The organism is Enterobacter sp. K510, from assembly GCF_055804875.1.
The window spans coordinates 329,621-346,675 of the sequence record NZ_JBNRLQ010000003.1 but is presented as its reverse complement, the minus strand read 5'-3'; the positions used below and the strand labels follow the sequence as shown (position 1 = coordinate 346,675).

Here is a 17,055-nt window from a genome sequence, read left to right as displayed (position 1 = left end):
ATTAGCAAAGGGCGGGGCAGGGATGCCATCACATGAATTTAAGGCGCTGGCCCCGATATAATGGATAAATGGTGAGGCGCTATCATGTCAGCAGACAAAACAGGTTTATTACAGGATTTATGTCAGATTAAAAATGCCCGCAGCGGGCGGCTATCCAGCTGGGATCAAAGCGGGCGTAATCAGGATTACTGGATGATCCCCGCCGGGGAAACCGTTCGGTTAGCGGATATAAGTGGCAGCGGTTGTATTACCCATATCTGGATGACGCAATTTTGCCGCAAAATAAAAGGCCCCGGATTGATTGATCCGACGCAGGGACAATATGTCGCGCCCATTAATGAAATCAATAACGCCCTTGGCGTAAGCTGGGAGCAACATGATGAAGCTTACTATCGTAAGGTACTGCTGAAATTTTACTGGGATAACCAGGTGCAACCGTCCGTTATCGTGCCGCTGGGGGATTTTTTCTGTGTCGGGCATTCGGTTCCGGCCAGCTTTACCTCGCTGCCCTTCACTGTCTCTTGTCGGCCCGACGAAAATTACCGGCCCGGCGCGACGGCGGCGTTTAACTGCTATTTACCCATGCCCTTTAACGAGCGCGCGATTATTGAAGTCGAAAACCAGAATGATTTGCCCTACGGACAGTATTTCAATATCGATTTTGAATGCTATCCGGAAAAGCATGCCGACGATATTGCTTATTTTCATGCCTGGTGGAAGCGTGAAAATCCCTGCCAGGGCTGGGGGCCTGAACTGCAGGTTAACAGCCCGGAAGTCAATATTCCTTGCCTGAGCGCGGAGAATAATTATGAGCTTCTGAATATTGAGGGGGAAGGGCATTATATCGGCTGCAATTTATCGGTGCGCCATCGGCAGGAAACCTGGTGGGGCGAAGGCGATGAGATGATCTTTATTGATGATGATCCGCTGTGGCCGCCTTCAATTCATGGCACAGGGACAGAAGATTATTTTAATCATGCCTGGGGAATGCAGGACTGTTCCGCCCCTTTTAATGGTTCCTCACTACACGATTCTCATTTGCCAGGGTTTCAGACCAGCTACCGCTTTCATATTACCGATCCAGTGCATTTTAAAAAACGCATCCGGGTGACCATGGAGCATGGTCATGGTAATCATCTTTCTGACGACTGGGCGTCGACCGTATACTGGTATCAAAAGCTGCCCTCGCCCGTATTGTCGATGCAACCGGTGGCGGAGCGTATTCCGGCAAGGGCAGGAGAAGCCTTTGCCCCGCTGTCTGAGGTAACGCTGAATGCAGAAATGCAGGCGCAAAAACAGTGCGCGGCGCAGCGTCTTGAAAACTGGCAAACGCTTCGCCAGCAGGAAGTGGATAAGAAAATCGCCGCCACGCGTGAGAAGTCCATTAACAATAAAATTATCTCACCATTTTCTGAATAACTAAACAGCGGTATGCGCATTATTGCGGTATGCCTGGCGGGTTCCCGTCAGGCAGAAGATGTGCATACCTGAGCCACCTGAAATCACGTTACCGGAAGAGTTTTATCATGACTACACGCTTATCGGTTCTTGAAAAAAGCGCTTATGGCGCGGGTGATATGGCACTCACTATTTCTATTATTTCCGCATCCATACTTATCTATGCTTTCCTGATCCAGGTCGTCGGATTATCGCCCGTTGACGCAGGCTGGATATTAATGATTGTGCGCACCATTGATGCTATTTCCGATCCGCTGATGGGAATATTAACCAGTAAATTCCGTACCCGTCTGGGACGTTATCGTCACTGGTTGATGATTGGCGCAATACCTTTCGGTATTTCACTCTGGCTGTTATTTACTTCTTTTGGCGAAACCTATAGCCAGAAAATGGCCTGGTCAACCGGCGTCTATATATTTAACAGCCTTGCCTTTACGGTGCTGGCGATCCCCTATATTTCATTGATTGGCGTGATCACCGCCGATCCACAGGAGCGCCTGAACGCTAACGCCTTTCGGTTCCCGATGGCGAAGGTAGCCACGCTTATTGTTTCAACCTTTGTGCCGTACTGGGTGACCCAGGGCAGCGATGCGCGCAGCAGTTACGCAACAGCCTTTGCAGTAGTGGGGGCGGTAAGCGTCGTTATCATGCTGTTCTGCGCGTTTAATGTGAAAGAGCGGGTGATCACTACGACACCTGCAGAGCCTTTACGCCGCCAGGTGAAAGGCTTGCTGCAAAACGATCAATGGCAGATTATCAGCCTCGCGATGGTCGTGCTGTTTGTCGGCTTTCTGGTGAATGGCAGCGTCGCGATTATGTACGGCAAAGAGTTTGCCGGTGCGACGGACGGGTATGGGATTGCGATATTCATGAGTATGGGATCGGTAGGAGGCATCCTTGGGCCGTTGATCTCTACCTGGCTGACGCGTCATTACTGCAAGATAAAAGTATTTAAGTATTCCATGTATGGCTCGGCGGTGATGTCGTTATTGGCCTGGTGGCTGGTAGGGGCGAACAGCTTCTGGAGCGCGACGTTCTTTTATTTGCTCTGTTCTGTAGTGTCACAGATTAATACGCCGATCCTCTGGTCTTCTATTACTGAAGCTTCAGATTATGGCTTATGCAAAACAGGTATTGATGCTTCCGGTCTGGCGATTGGTATGATTTCTTTCTGCCAGAAATTCGGTATGGGGATCGCCGGGCCGATCACCGGCTATTTGTTGGCCTGGGTGGGCTACACCAGTGAGGGCGCGCAAAGTGCGTCAGCGATCGCAGGGTTATCCTGGATCATGCTGCTGGTGCCAGCGCTGTTTTATTTACTCACCGGCCTCATTATGCATTTCTACGTGATCAACAACGCTTACTATTCCGCGATGATGCAGAATGGCCGCAATGATCAAGCGACCATACTGTGTGAAATGCCTCAGTAAAAAAGCCCCGCAGCTGACAGGGCGGGGCGCTTGATTTAAGACCGGCGCTTGCGGGTGATCAGCGTCATCGGCACTCTGACGGTCTCATTAAAGGGATCGCCGGTAAGCGCGCGCTGCATCATATTGAAGGCTTTTTCCGCCCAGGCGTCTTCGTCCTGTTGCATTGACCAGACATTATTTGCCAGGAAACTCAGCATCGGGTGTTCATCAAAAGTGCCGATATCAATATCCGGGGAAAGCTCACCAAAGCGGGTACGCAGCGCATCGATAGCCCCCTCCAGTACCGGCAGCGATGAGGCGATAAATACCTCCGGCTGCCCATGTTGTGCAAGCAACCGATTCATGATCGCTCTGCCGCCTTCCGGCGTGTTTTCTGCTCCTTTGATGACCCAGTTACTGTGGTCTATGCCCTGTTTTTTCAGCGCCTGGAGGTATCCATCCAGCCGATCGCTGATGCTCGGTAACTCGGCATCGCCTGCCAGAAACCAGACGGGTTTTTTGCCTGACGCCAGCAGATTCTCGGTCAGCGTCTGACTACCTTGCGCATTTTGGCTTTCAACCAGCGCGTTGTTGCTGAACCTGAAATCGCGATCCAGTAGTACCATCGGTTTTTTTACCTGGCGCAGATGATGCTGTTGGTTTTCCAGCGAGGAGGGAACAATGAATAAGCCGTCTATGTTGCGGGCGATCAGCGCTCGTACCAGTTTGTTTTCGTACTCAATATCGTCATAGGTACAGCTGATGGTTAACTGGTAGCCGGAGCGGCGACAGCGCAACTCCAGCTTTTCAGCCAGGGTGGCAAAGAAGACGTTTGAAATGTTCGGCACAATAAAACCGAGCGTGTCGGTTTTATTGAGTTTCAGACTTCGTGCCGAATGGTTAAGTACATAACCATAACGGTCTACATACTCCCTGATGCGCGCCTGAGTCTTTACGCTGATACGGTACTGCTCCGCTTTTCCGTTCAACACTAACCGCACGGTCGTGACTGACAAATTCAGTTCGTTGGCGATTTGTTCGACTGTTTTGGCCACTACAGTATGCTCCGGACAGGTCTTTAGAGAATAGTGATGAGGCCATAATAGAACGATTATCAGGCATTGTCTTTATGCATCAGTCGGTTAAGCGCTTGCTGATGTTCCCACATTTGTAGATAAACCTGATATTTACGGTCATGAAAGGACTTACGCGCCGGATTTGCCACAACTCTGCTGCCGGGCCTCACCATCTGTTGCGTCGCCGCGGCAAGATCCGGGAATGCCTGACAAGCCACCGCGCCGCTAATCGCAGACCCCAAGGTTACGGCATCTTCTTCCTGCAATAGATGGATATCATAACCTGTAGCATCGGCATACTCACGCATCCATAGCGGGTTATGCGTAGCGCCGCCGCACAGCGCCAGCCGCGCAATGATATGCCCCTGTTTCTGCATGACCTCAATAATATGGCGTGTGCCGTAGGCGATGGCCTGAAGCGTGGCGAGGTACTGCCGCGCCACGCGGGATTCACCGCGTTCCAGCTGTAACCCGCATATACTGCCGCGCGCGTCTGGTCGGGCGCGGGGAGAGCGGTTGCCGTGATGATCGGCCAGTATGTGCAAATCCGCTGTGGGCTCATTTTCGCGGGTTTCCAGTGCGGCCACCCACTCGTTAACCAGCGTAACCGGATGGCACCCACGCTGATGAGCCTGAGTAATTAGCTCTGTTCCTGTGCTGCACTCTTGCAACGTCCAGTCCACTAACGCGCCCGCAGCGCTTTGCCCGCCCTCGGTCAGCCAGTACCCTGGCAACATGGCTGACCAGTATGGTCCCCATACGCCGGGCGTCATGATGGCCGCTTCGCTACAAATCAGATGGCAGTTAGATGTGCCGCTTATCAGTGCCAGGGTACCCTGAGGTTGCCGTCCGGTTAAGGCTACGCCGCCGGCATGGGCGTCAATCATACCGCTGGCGACGACGACCTGCGTAGACAGCCCCAGCGCCTGAGCCGCCTCCGGCGTTAAGGTTCCGGCGCGAGCGGCGGGCGGCAGGATGCGCGGCGGAATTTTATCCCTCAGGGCTTCCAGCCCGGCGGCAGCCAGCAGCGTGTCGCTGAAACGCTGTTCATGAGCCAGATAATTCCATTTGCAGGTCAGGGTGCACAGGCTGGCGACATCCTCCCCTGTGGCCTTCCAGACCATAAAATCCGCCAGATCCAGTAAACGGTGCGCGTGTTGCCAGGTTTGCGGATGATGGTTCTTGAGCCAAAGTGCTTTCGGCAGTTCCATTTCAATACTGACTTCGCCGCCCGTATATTTAAGAGCGCGATCGCCAGTGGCGTTGATCAACTGCGTTTCCCTCGCCGCGCGGTGATCCATCCACATAATGATGTTGTGATCGTCAGCTTCGCCAGGCGATACGGCAAGCCCGTTGCCGTTTTTATCGATAGCCACCAGCGAACAGGTGGCATCAAAACCAATCGAAACTATCTGCCCGGCGTCAAGGCCAGCACTGGCGACAGCCTCTCTAACCGCCTCGCAACTCTGCTGCCAGATCTCAGCGGAGGACTGCTCTACCCGCGCCTCGGCGGGACGAAACTGTGAGATAGCGCGAGTGGCGAAAGCCAGCCGCTGGCCGTTTGCGTCAAATACCCCAGCGCGCACGCTGGCTGAACCTATGTCTATGCCAAGGAAAAAACAGGTCGTCATTTTCTGCTCCAGAAAGTCAGGGTTACATCCCTGTGGTTAAACCGCTCGTGAGGATCCTCACAAAACCCGGCGAAAAATGTTGTGATGAAAATCAGAAAAACTCTATGCTAATTCGAGTTAGCAAAAGGATTTGACGCCAGGGGCGTTGAGGGCAATCACATATCTGTAAGGATGAGATCTCATTATGAAAGGTAAAAAGGTTCTTCCGAAGATTGGCATTCGTCCTGTCATTGACGGGCGGCGGATGGGCATTCGCGAATCGCTGGAAGCGCAAACGATGAATATGGCGTATGCCACCGCGAATCTGTTGCAGGCAAAACTGCGTCACGCCTGCGGCAGTGAAGTGGAGTGCATAATCGCTGATACCTGCATCGCCGGGCTGACAGAGTCCGCGGCCTGTGAGGAGAAATTCTCGGCGCAGAACGTCGGGCTGACTATCACCGTCACGCCCTGCTGGTGCTATGGCAGTGAAACCATTGATGTTGATCCGTTGCGCCCAAAAGCGATCTGGGGGTTTAACGGCACGGAGCGACCCGGCGCTGTTTATCTGGCGTCAGCGTTGGCGGCACATAATCAGCAGGGCATTCCGGCCTTTTCGATTTACGGCCAGGATGTACAGGACAGTGACGACACCGCCATCCCGCCGGATGTGGAAGAAAAATTGCTGCGTTTTGCACGTGCAGGCCTGACGGTGACCAGCATGAAGGGCAAAAGCTATTTAGCTTTAGGCGGCGTTTCAATGGGAATTGCGGGGTCACTTGTCGATCATGATTTTTTTGCGTCCTGGCTGGGCATGAGGGTGCAGTCCGTTGATATGACCGAACTCCGCCGCCGTATCGATCAACATATTTATGATGAAGATGAACTGGCCCTTGCGCTGGCATGGGCGACGGAGAAATTCCGCTTCGGAGAAGACCGAAACGCGCAGCACAATCAGCGTAACGAAGCACAGCAGCGGGAGATCCTGCGGGAAAGTTTACTGATGGCTATCTGTATCCGCGACATGATGCAGGGCAATCCGGTGCTGGCCCAGGCAGGCTTTTGTGAAGAGGCGCTGGGCTATAACGCTGTCGCAGCCGGGTTTCAGGGGCAGCGGCACTGGACGGATCAATACCCGAACGGCGACATGGCAGAAGCGCTGCTGAACAGCTCATTTGACTGGAATGGCATCCGCCAGCCCTACGTTGTGGCCACGGAGAACGACAGTCTGAATGGCGTCGCGATGCTGATGGGGCACCTGATGACGGGCACGGCGCAGATCTTCGCTGATGTGCGCACCTATTGGTCGCCGGAAGCGGTTGAACGAGTAACGGGCGAGACGCTCAGCGGCGTGGCGGAGCAGGGGATTATTCATCTCATTAATTCCGGTTCGGCGGCGCTCGATGGCACCGCGCAGCAGACGGACATCAAAGGAAATCCTACCCTCAAGCCCCATTGGGAAATCAGCACCACGGAGGTAGACGCCTGTCTTAATGCCACTCGCTGGTGTCCGGCGGTACATGAGTATTTTCGCGGCGGCGGCTTTTCGTCACAGTTTGTCACCCGCGGCGGGGTGCCTTTTACCATGACGCGCGTAAATATGGTGAAAGGGATCGGGCCAGTACTGCAAATTGCTGAAGGCTGGAGTGTTGAGCTACCGGAAGCGATCCATGCGGTACTGGAACAACGCACAGACCCGACCTGGCCCACCACCTGGTTTGCGCCGCGTCTTACGGGCCGTGGCCCGTTCCGTGATGTCTGGTCAGTGATGTCTGGCTGGGGCGCAAATCACGCTGTACTGACGGCGGGCCATGTCGGTGCGGATTTCATTACGCTGGCCGCCATGTTGCGTATTCCGGTCAGCATGCACAATATTGAGGAGGAGCAGGTGTGGCGACCGTCTGCGTGGGCGGCGCACGGAATGGATCCGGAAGGGCAGGATTACCGCGCCTGCCGCAACTACGGACCGCTGTACAGGCGCTAAGGAAAAGCAAACCGGTTAGCCCCGGTCAGGTCTGGTCGGGGCTTAACGTGCCAGCAGCGCCTGTTCGATCTCAAAGCGATTCGTCACTTTGCTGTCGATTTTGATGTATACGCTGCGCTCATCCTGCACCACCAGCACCTCGCTCACCCCGGGCAACGCGCGTAACTGCTCGCCCAGCGTGTCATCTGCGGGAACATCCGCCGGAATTTCCACGCGCAGACTGCTGACGTAAGCCGGTTCGCTCATGGTCAGGGATACCAGCAGCCAGAGGGTCGCCAGCAGCGCGCCAGCCAGAAATACCGTCTGCGAATCAAACATACCGTCCACCCAACCCGCCATCGAGCCGCCAATAGCCACACCCAGGAACTGGCTGGTGGAATAGATACCCATCGCCGTGCCTTTATAGCCCGCCGGGGCTTCTTTACTGATCAGCGAGGGTAGCAGCGCTTCCATCAGGTTAAAGGCAAGGAAGAAGATCTGTACGCCCAGCACCTGCTCCCAGAAATGCGGTCCGGCACCCCACAGCATGATTTCCGCGATCAAAAGCAGCGCGACGCAAAAGACAAACACTCGCTTCATGCGGCGTTTCACTTCAGCGTAAATAATAAAAGGTACGACGCAGACAAAAGAAATCAGCATCGTCACCAGATAGATTTTCCAGTGATCCGCGGTGGCAAAGCCCGCGGCTTCAAGCTGGCCGGGCAGGGCAACGAAGGTCGACATCAGCAGAATGTGCAGGCACATGATGCCAAAGTTAAGCTTCAGCAGCTTCGGACTGGCGATAACTTTGCTAAAACAGCCTTTTACCATGCCCGATTCGCGGTTCAGTACATGGTTTTTGCTGTCCGGCACCACCCATAGCGTCAGGGCGATACCGGCGGTTGCCAGCGCGGCGATCATCCAGAACAGCGCATGCAGGCCGAGCTTATGGGTGATGATGGGGCCGAGCACCATGGCGATGGCAAAGGTCACCCCAAAACTGACGCCAATAAACGCCATCGCTTTGGTGCGGTTCTGTTCGCGGGTTAAATCGGAGAGCAGCGCCATCACGGCGGCGGCAATAGCGCCTGAGCCTTGCAACGCACGGCCAAGAATAATGCCCCAGATCGAATCCGAAAGAGCGGCCACCACGCTGCCAATCACAAAAATAGCCAGCCCGCCGACAATCAGCGGTTTGCGTCCAATACGATCGGACAATAATCCAAAGGGGATCTGAAAAACGGCCTGCGCCAGTCCATAAATACCAATAGCGAAACCAATCAGCGCTTCGCTTGCGCCCTGCAAAGCCATACCGTAAGTGGTGAGAACGGGCAGGACCATAAACATGCCGAGCATACGCAACGAGAACACAGTCCCTAAACCCCAGGTGGCGCGTAACTCGCCTGGCGTCATTTTATAATCGTTCATTTCCACCTCAAATTCTAAAGCCGGGCATAGTGTAGTGCGGGGGCAGGGCAGGGTAAAGCGGGGTATTTTACAAATAAAAAAGGGTGCCGTAGCACCCTTTTAGGTATTAATGCGTTACCAGACGTAAGTAAGCAGGCTGTGAGAATCCGGGACCATAAAGTCGACGGACATCATCACCGACAGCGAGGTAATGGCGACGATAGAAAAGACGAACAGCTTACGCGCCCAGACTTTATCATCTTCCACTTTATAACCACGCAGCGCCATGCCGAGCCACCAGACGCTTACCGCCGCAGCCACCACCAGATATTTATATCCGGCATAGCCACCCAGAGTGAGCATCAGCGTCGCCACAGCGAAGGCGATGATATACAGCGTGATATGGTTTTTGGCAACCGAGATGCCTTTCACTACCGGCAGTACCGGGATGTTCGCCGCCTGATAATCCTTAAAGCGGAAAATCGCGATGGCGTAGGAGTGGGGCATCTGCCACAGGCTGAAAATCGCCAGCAGGATCAGCGCGCCACTGTCAAAATCACCGGTTACCGCGCAGTAGCCAATCACCGGCGGCGCAGCGCCGGAGAGAGAGCCAATCAGCGTGCCATAAACGGAGTGGCGTTTCATGTACAGGCTGTAAACGCCGACATAAACCACAAACCCCATCACGCCCAGCCAGCAGGCCAGCGGGTTAGCACCAAACCACAGCAGCATAAAGCCAGCAATACCCAACAAGGTGGCATACACCAGCGACATTTTCGGCGAAATCAGGCCCTTGACCAGTACCCGGTTCTTCGTGCGCTCCATTTTGCGGTCAATATCACGGTCGATGTAGTTGTTAAATACACAACCGGATGCGACTACCAGTGACACGCCAATCAGCGTAGCAGCGAAAAGGGGATAGTCGATGCTGCCCTTGGAGGCCAGCAGGAACCCCCCGATCACGGAGATCAGGTTACCGAAAATGATGCCTGGTTTCGTTACTTGCAGGTATTGCTTAATCATACTCGCCGCTCTTAGTGAACCATCATGTTGTTGTTCAGGCTCCACATAATCCAGATGGATCCTGCAACCACTATGGCGATAATCAGCACGGTAAAGACAAAGGCCACCAGGTTCCAGCGATCCTCAGAAGAGGTATTCATATGCAGGAAGCACACCAGGTGAACCAGAATCTGTACCACTGCCATCCCCACGACGACGCTAACCAGCGTGGCATGAGAAGCAGTGCCGTTCATTACCATCCAGAACGGGATCACCGTCAGGATGATCGACAGGATAAAACCTGTCATGTACGTTTTTACGGTACCGTGAGAAGCGCCGCTATGATCGGTTGGATGACTCATTACATTGCCCCCATCAGATAAACAACAGAGAACACACAGATCCACACCACGTCCAGGAAGTGCCAGAACATGCTCAGGCACATCAGACGGGTACGGTTAGTGCTGGTCAGTCCGCGACGGGAAACCTGGAACATCATCAGCGCCATCCACACCAGACCAGAGGTCACGTGCACGCCGTGGGTACCTACCAGGGCGAAGAACCCGGACAGGAAGCCGCTGCGATCCGGGCCGAAGCCTTCGGCGATCAGATGATGGAATTCATAGATTTCCATCCCAACGAAGCCCGCACCAAACAGGAAGGTCAGCGCCAGCCAGGATAGAACCTGGCTTTTGTTGCCTTTGTCCATGGCGATAACCGCCATGCCGTAGGTGATGGAGCTAAACAGCAGGAGGAAAGTTTCCACCAGCACGAACGGCAGTTCGAAAATATCTTTACCGCTCGGGCCGCCCGCTGTGCCGTTCACCAGAACGGCATAGGTTGCGAACAGACATGCAAAGAGAATGCAGTCGCTCATCAGGTAGATCCAGAAGCCAAAGACTTTATTGGCTCCTGCATCGTGATGCCCATGGTCATGCGCATGAGCGCCAGAATGTGCCAGAGAATCAGTTGACATTTTTCAGCCCTGCTTTGCTAATTTCATCAAAGTGCTGGTTTTCCAGTTTCTCAACGGTCGCGACCGGGACGTAGTAATCCACGTCTTCATCGAAGCTCTTCACAATCCAGGTAATGATGATACCTGCGAAGCCTACGATGGCCAGCCACCAGATATGCCAGATCATGGCGAAACCGAAAATGGTGCTGAACGCGCCGATAACCACACCTGCACCGCTGTTTTTCGGCATATGAATTTCTTCATAATGCGTCGGCTGCTGGTACGCTTCGCCTTTCTCTTTCATTTCCCAGAACGCATCACGCTCGTGGATATGCGGAACTACGGCAAAGTTGTAGAACGGCGGCGGGGAAGAGGTTGCCCACTCCAGCGTACGGCCACCCCACGGATCGCCCGTCAGGTCGCGGTTCTGGTTGCGATCGCGTACAGAGGTATAAATCTGCATCACGATGCTGAAGATACCGCAGGCAATCAGCAGCGCGCCGATTTCAGCCACAATCATCAGCGGTTCGAACATCGGATCGATGTCCTGGCTAACGCGACGGGTCATACCCATGAAGCCCATAGCGTACAGCGGCATAAAGGTTACGAAGAAGCCGATGATCCAGAACCAGAATGCACGTTTGCCCCAGGCTTCGTTCATGGTGTAACCGAAGGCTTTCGGCCACCAGTAGGTCATACCTGCGAAGCAACCGAACACTACGCCACCGATGATAACGTTATGGAAGTGCGCCACCAGGAACAGGCTGTTGTGCAGTACGAAGTCTGCGCCCGGCACGGCCAGCAGCACGCCCGTCATCCCACCGATAGAGAAGGTGACGATGAAGCCGATAGTCCACAGCATGGAAGAGTGGAACTGGATACGACCCTGGTACATGGTAAACAGCCAGTTGAAGATCTTCACCCCGGTCGGGATGGCGATAATCATCGTGGTGATACCGAAGAAGGCGTTAACGTTCGCACCGCTGCCCATGGTAAAGAAGTGGTGCAGCCAGACGATGAACGACAGTACGGTAATAGCGATAGTTGCCCATACCAGCGAGGTATAACCAAACAGACGCTTTCTGGAGAACGTTGCCGTCACTTCAGAGAACACACCGAACACTGGCAGAACAAGAATGTACACTTCCGGATGGCCCCAGGCCCAAATCAGGTTCACGTACATCATCATGTTGCCACCCATATCATTCGTGAAGAAATGGGTGCCCAGGTAGCGGTCCAGGGTCAGCAGGGCTATCGTCACCGTCAGGATCGGGAAGGAGACGATAATCAGTACGTTAGTACACAGCGACGCCCAGGTGAACACAGGCATTTTGAACATCGTCATGCCCGGCGCACGCATACGCAGGATGGTTACAAAGAAGTTAATACCGGTCAGCGTAGTACCAATACCGGAGAGCTGGAGACTCCAGATCCAGTAGTCGACCCCGACCCCCGGACTGTACTCAATGCCCGACAGTGGCGGATAAGCGACCCAACCCGTCTGCGCGAACTCGCCCACACCCAGAGAAACGTTCACCAGGATTACGCCGACAACGGTGAACCAGAAGCTCAGGTTGTTCAGGAACGGGTAAGCAACATCGCGTGCGCCGATTTGCAGCGGCACCACAATGTTCATCAGACCGATAACGAACGGCATCGCCACGAAGAAGATCATGATAACGCCGTGGGCGGTAAAGATCTGATCGTAGTGATGCGGTGGCAAGAAGCCCTGTTCGCCCGCGGACACCAGCAACTGCTGGGTACGCATCATGATGGCGTCGGCAAAGCCACGCACCAGCATAACGATAGCGACGAGGATATACATAATCCCCAGGCGTTTATGGTCAACGGAGGTTAACCATTCGTTCCATAAGTAAGACCACTTACCGAAGTAAGTGAGTGCGGCAACCAGCGCCAGACCACCGACGAGGATTGCTGCAACCGTAACCATGATAATGGGTTCATGGTACGGAACTGCATCCAGTGTTAATTTTCCGAACATCGTATTATTCCTCAGCCCCTTAATGAGAGGTTTGGGCGTGACTCATGTCCATGCCTTCCATACCTTCATGAGAACTGTGTTCCCCTTCCGGCTGCGTCACGTCCATGCTTTTCCCGTGAGACATAAATTTGCCAATAACATCTTTAAACAAATTCGGTTTCACGCTGGAGAAGTATTCAACCTTGTTGTATTCGCTCGGAGCCGCAACTTTCTCGTACGTCGCCATATCGTTCATGACTTTCGGAGACTGTTTCGCTTTGGCAACCCAGGCGTCAAAGGTGGCGTTATCCGGCGTAGCAATAGCTTTGAACTTCATGCCGGAGAAACCTGCGCCACTATAGTTGGAGGAAATACCATCATAGGTGCCGGCTTCGTTGGCAATCAGGTGCAGCTTGGTCTGCATCCCGGCCATCGCATAAATCTGGCTACCCAGACGCGGAATAAAGAAGGAGTTCATCACCGAGTTAGAGGTGATTTTGAATTCCACTGGCGTGTTCGCCGGGAAGGCGATTTCATTCACCGTAGCGATACCCTGCTCCGGATAGATGAAGAACCATTTCCAGTCCATAGCGATAACTTCGATGGTCACCGGCTTAGCATCGTGATCCAGCGGTCTGCCTGGTTCTAATGCATGCGTGGTTTTCCATGTCAGTACAGCAAGGAAAATAATGATTAAGATGGGGATGGTCCAGACAACAGCTTCAACTTTGTTCGAGTGCGACCAGTTGGGGCTGTATTTGGCATCCTTATTCGACGCCCGATACTTCCAGGCAAAGCCGATAGCCATCACGATAGCGGGGATCACGACAATCAACATCAGCCCAAGAGCTGTCAGTATCAAGGAACGTTGTTCCAGTCCGATCTGTCCTTTGGGGTCCAGCAGTGCTGAATCACAACCACTGAGTAAAACAGTGCCTGCAATTAACGAAAGCAGTCCCAAACTTTTATTGTATTTCCTGAGTCTCATTTAACGACCTCAATTCCACGGGGATCAGGTGGCGTTTAAAGTGTGCGGGCATTTTACGGGAAGGTTACATTACTGTAAACATGAATGGCGCGGTGTCAGCGAGGTGTAACCGGGTTCTGCCGCGCGCGTCACATAGAATGCAACAATCTGTAAAAATTCGCGATCGCCTAAGTTACACCTATGTTAGAACAAAACTCCGTCCTCCAGTTAATTGATCAGGTTAATTGGTATAACCAATCAATTTTAAGTACAAATTATTAACATTGAATCAGCATTTATAGAACATTACTTGAAAGAAATAATTCATAACGGTGCTGAATCGTTTAAGAATAGTCATTATTTTAAACCGCACAAAATAATTAAAGAAATTTAAGTTTGCACGAATGAATAATGCCGACTAACAGCGATTTTATCGTTCGATATTTAATCAAAATAATAACTCAGGGGAATTAAAACCTGAGGTTAACCGGTTCAGATCAGACGAGTTTTGCGCAGGGCGAGGTAGTCAAGTACGCCCCCATAGAGGATACCTGCCGTTGCCAGCAGCGCCCCCCATTCCAGCAGTTGCAGGCCGAATGTCCAGGCGGTAAGGCCGGAAGCGTTAAGAAGCAAAATGACCAGCCAGGCCGCGATCAGGGCACAGCCGACCGCCAGGGTCCGCAACGCCAGCCGGTAGGCCGTGGCATATTCAGTGCGTGGAAGGAAGCTGTCCGTTTGCTGGGTAAACGCCAGCGTCTGCTTACAGACCAGCAGCAGGAGCAGACCAGGAAGGGCGGCAAACACCGAGAACAGATAAAAGGTTGACCAGCCATGCGCCTCGACAAACCAGCCGGCGAGGGGACCGACGTATACTCGTCCCACGGCAGACAGGGCAGAGAGCAGGGCAAACTGCGTGGCGGAAAAGGATTTATTGCACAGCGTCATCAACAGCGCGACAAAGGCGGCGGTGCCCATGCCGCCGCACAGGTTCTCAAAGAACACCGCCGCTGCCATGCTGTAGATATGTTTGTCGGTGATGGAGAGCCACCAGTAACCGGCATTAGATATGCCCTGCAACACGCCAAAGATCAGCAGCGCGCGGAACAGCGTCAGGCGCTGCATCAGTACGCCGCCGTACAGCGCGCCCACAATGGTGGCAATCAAGCCCAGCGTCTTATTCACCACCCCAACCTCACCGGCTTCAAAACCAACGCCGCGGATCAGAAAAGTGGTGGTCAGGCTCATGGCGAAGGCATCGCCCAGCTTATAAAGGACGATCAGCAGTAAAATCAGCCAGGCGTTGTTACGGCCAAAGAAATCACGCAGCGGCGCGACGACCGCCTGTTCAAGTGATTTCGGCACCGGAATAACGTCCGTGGGTTCCGGGGCCAGTAGGGTGGCGATGATGCAGGGGATAAGCAGCGCCGCCATCAGCCAGTACATACCCTGCCAGCCAAGCCACTTATCCGCCAGCCACAGCGCCAGTCCGCCGGAGACCAGCATCCCGAGACGATAACCCAGCACGCTGATGGCCGCGCCCGCGCCGCGTTCCTCCGCGGGCAATACATCAGTTTTCCAGGCGTCGAAGACAATATCCTGTGAGGCTGAGCAAAATGCGATCACTACCGCCAGCGCCGCCATCCAGCGCAACTGGCTGACCGGCTCCAGAAAGCCCATCGCAGCAATCGCCAGCAGCAGCAAAATCTGCGTGGTCAGCAGCCAGCCGCGCCGCCGTCCTAAAAAGGGTGGCGTGTAGCGATCCATCACCGGCGACCACAGGAATTTAAAGACGTAGGCCTGGCCGACCAGCGAGAAGAAACCAATGGTTTTCAGATCAATATTCTCGACGGTCATCCACGCCTGAAGGGTGCCCGAGGTCAGGGCAAGCGGTAAACCGGAGGCGAAGCCTAAGATCAGCAGGATCGCTGATTTTGGTTGCTGAAAAATGCGCAGATAGTGGCTGGACATAAGAGGGACGCTGACCCGACAGCTGCCGGGTCAGCGGGCAGAATTAACGCGCGTTCTGTTTAATGAATTCGTGGATGCTCACGTCCTGAGACATGTCCGCGATGGTATCGGTCAGCACGCTGTTAACCGCGTTAGCAATGTTTTCGTTCTTGGCGGTGAACGCACCTTCAACGGAGTAGCTGGCGCGATAGTTTTTGGTCATCTTGTTGCCGTTAGCCGCGGTGGCGATAATGGCGATGTCGGCTTTGGTGGCGATGTTGTAGCGCACGTTACCCTGCGACACATCGGCATACAGCTGATTGACAATAATCTGCAGGTTCACCGCACCGTTCGGGCCAACCATGTAACCGCGGGCGGTCATCTGTTTTTCGAGTACTTCCTGCAACAGGAAACGCAGATCGCGTGTAGCGGTCAGGGTGACTAACTGGTTGTCACGGGTGACTTTAGCCAGTGCCTGATCCTGACGCTGATCGGCGCCGTTAATGCTCACGGTCACGCCCATCAGGCTCGGGTCCTGCTGCGGCAGCGTAATTTTAGGTGAAACGTCAATGGTGTTTGGCGGTGTAGCGCAGCCTGCGAGCATAAACAGGGCGACCAGCGGGAAAAGCAGTTTTTTTAACATGTCGGGGGCTCTCGGAAGATCGGATGCTTATAAGAGAATAATTGTCGCCATCATAACATTGCCAACGGCCGGGGCAACCAGGGAACGCATGTAAATTCATCGTCTTGTCTGTTTTCTGACCGCCGAAGACTTTTCTGCCCGCCTGAGAGGGGCCGGAGCATAACTTTGTCTGTTGAGTTAATGCCTTTGAATGAGAAAAGGTCACAAAAGCTAAATAATTGTTTTTTTGGTGTAATGAAAGTGGTAAAAGCGGCTAACATTTAAAGGGATGGGTGATCTCTGGACGCTGTCAGAGGAGTAAAATCATGATGATGCGTGACCAAATCGAATCAAAATTAAGGGCCGCGTTTGAACCCGCGTTTCTCGAAGTGGCGGATGAAAGCTATCGTCACAATGTGCCGGCTGGTTCAGAAAGCCATTTTAAAGTCGTCCTGGTGAGCGACCGTTTCACCGGTGAGCGTTTCCTGACGCGTCATCGTATGATTTACAGTACGTTAACGGATGAACTGGCAGGATCGGTACACGCCTTAGCGCTACATACCTATACCATTAAAGAGTGGGAAGGATTACAGGATACGGTTCTGGCGTCGCCGCCATGCCGGGGTGCCGGAACCATCGCCTGATAAATGGAATTTGC

At 53.6% G+C, this 17,055-nt stretch carries 14 protein-coding genes; 4 read left to right on the top strand and 10 right to left on the bottom strand.

Features of this window, described 5'->3' with window-relative positions:
* Positions 1-84 precede the first annotated feature (84 nt).
* Positions 85-1,419: a glycoside hydrolase family 172 protein gene (locus ACQUTD_RS07050; RefSeq protein ID WP_072567533.1), complete on the top strand. Its 1,335-nt coding sequence runs from the start codon at positions 85-87 to the stop codon at positions 1,417-1,419.
* A 107-nt stretch (positions 1,420-1,526) separates the two neighbouring features.
* A complete protein-coding gene (locus ACQUTD_RS07045) occupies positions 1,527-2,888 on the top strand; it encodes a glycoside-pentoside-hexuronide (GPH):cation symporter (protein ID WP_473274066.1) in 1,362 nt (453 codons plus the stop codon).
* Positions 2,889-2,923: 35 nt separating this feature from the next.
* Here the strand turns inward: ACQUTD_RS07045 and ACQUTD_RS07040 are convergent, their stop codons facing one another.
* Positions 2,924-3,922 carry a substrate-binding domain-containing protein gene (locus tag ACQUTD_RS07040; protein WP_473274067.1) on the bottom strand — a complete coding sequence of 333 codons (999 nt, stop codon included), beginning with the start codon at positions 3,920-3,922 and terminating at the stop codon, positions 2,924-2,926.
* 59 nt (positions 3,923-3,981) lie between these two features.
* Entirely contained in the window at positions 3,982-5,574 is a 1,593-nt protein-coding gene (locus tag ACQUTD_RS07035) for an FGGY-family carbohydrate kinase (RefSeq protein WP_318363234.1), read from the bottom strand.
* Between the two features lie 184 nt (positions 5,575-5,758).
* On the opposite strand from ACQUTD_RS07035, the gene ACQUTD_RS07030 reads away from it, so the two are divergent.
* Positions 5,759-7,537 (top strand): L-fucose isomerase, encoded by a 1,779-nt coding sequence (locus ACQUTD_RS07030; protein WP_318363235.1) that lies wholly within the window; start codon positions 5,759-5,761, stop codon positions 7,535-7,537.
* A gap of 42 nt (positions 7,538-7,579) precedes the next feature.
* On the opposite strand, the gene ACQUTD_RS07025 is transcribed toward ACQUTD_RS07030, so the two are convergent.
* From ACQUTD_RS07025 to ACQUTD_RS06990, 8 genes are all read right to left on the bottom strand, one after another.
* The gene (locus ACQUTD_RS07025; RefSeq protein WP_473274068.1) at positions 7,580-8,944 is read right to left on the bottom strand and encodes an MFS transporter; all 1,365 of its coding nucleotides are present in this window, start codon (positions 8,942-8,944) and stop codon (positions 7,580-7,582) included.
* 114 nt (positions 8,945-9,058) lie between these two features.
* The gene (gene cyoE, locus ACQUTD_RS07020) at positions 9,059-9,946 is read right to left on the bottom strand and encodes a heme o synthase (RefSeq protein ID WP_072567539.1); all 888 of its coding nucleotides are present in this window, start codon (positions 9,944-9,946) and stop codon (positions 9,059-9,061) included.
* Between the two features lie 11 nt (positions 9,947-9,957).
* The gene (locus tag ACQUTD_RS07015) at positions 9,958-10,287 is read right to left on the bottom strand and encodes a cytochrome o ubiquinol oxidase subunit IV (RefSeq protein ID WP_072567540.1); all 330 of its coding nucleotides are present in this window, start codon (positions 10,285-10,287) and stop codon (positions 9,958-9,960) included.
* Positions 10,287-10,901 (bottom strand): cytochrome o ubiquinol oxidase subunit III, encoded by a 615-nt coding sequence (locus tag ACQUTD_RS07010; RefSeq protein WP_072567541.1) that lies wholly within the window; start codon positions 10,899-10,901, stop codon positions 10,287-10,289. The genes ACQUTD_RS07015 and ACQUTD_RS07010 overlap by 1 nt, the downstream gene beginning before the upstream one ends.
* Entirely contained in the window at positions 10,891-12,882 is a 1,992-nt protein-coding gene (gene cyoB / locus ACQUTD_RS07005; protein WP_072567542.1) for a cytochrome o ubiquinol oxidase subunit I, read from the bottom strand. Before cyoB ends, ACQUTD_RS07010 begins: the two co-directional genes overlap by 11 nt.
* Positions 12,883-12,901: 19 nt before the next feature.
* Complete coding sequence (cyoA, locus tag ACQUTD_RS07000) at positions 12,902-13,849, bottom strand: cytochrome o ubiquinol oxidase subunit II (RefSeq protein ID WP_072567543.1); 948 nt, start codon at positions 13,847-13,849, stop codon at positions 12,902-12,904.
* Positions 13,850-14,320: 471 nt separating this feature from the next.
* A complete protein-coding gene (gene ampG, locus ACQUTD_RS06995; protein WP_473274073.1) occupies positions 14,321-15,796 on the bottom strand; it encodes a muropeptide MFS transporter AmpG in 1,476 nt (491 codons plus the stop codon).
* Positions 15,797-15,839: 43 nt separating this feature from the next.
* Positions 15,840-16,418 carry a lipoprotein gene (locus ACQUTD_RS06990; RefSeq protein ID WP_072567545.1) on the bottom strand — a complete coding sequence of 193 codons (579 nt, stop codon included), beginning with the start codon at positions 16,416-16,418 and terminating at the stop codon, positions 15,840-15,842.
* A 305-nt stretch (positions 16,419-16,723) separates the two neighbouring features.
* Between ACQUTD_RS06990 and bolA the strand changes: the two genes are divergently transcribed.
* A complete protein-coding gene (gene bolA, locus ACQUTD_RS06985) occupies positions 16,724-17,041 on the top strand; it encodes a transcriptional regulator BolA (protein WP_072567546.1) in 318 nt (105 codons plus the stop codon).
* Positions 17,042-17,055 lie beyond the last annotated feature (14 nt).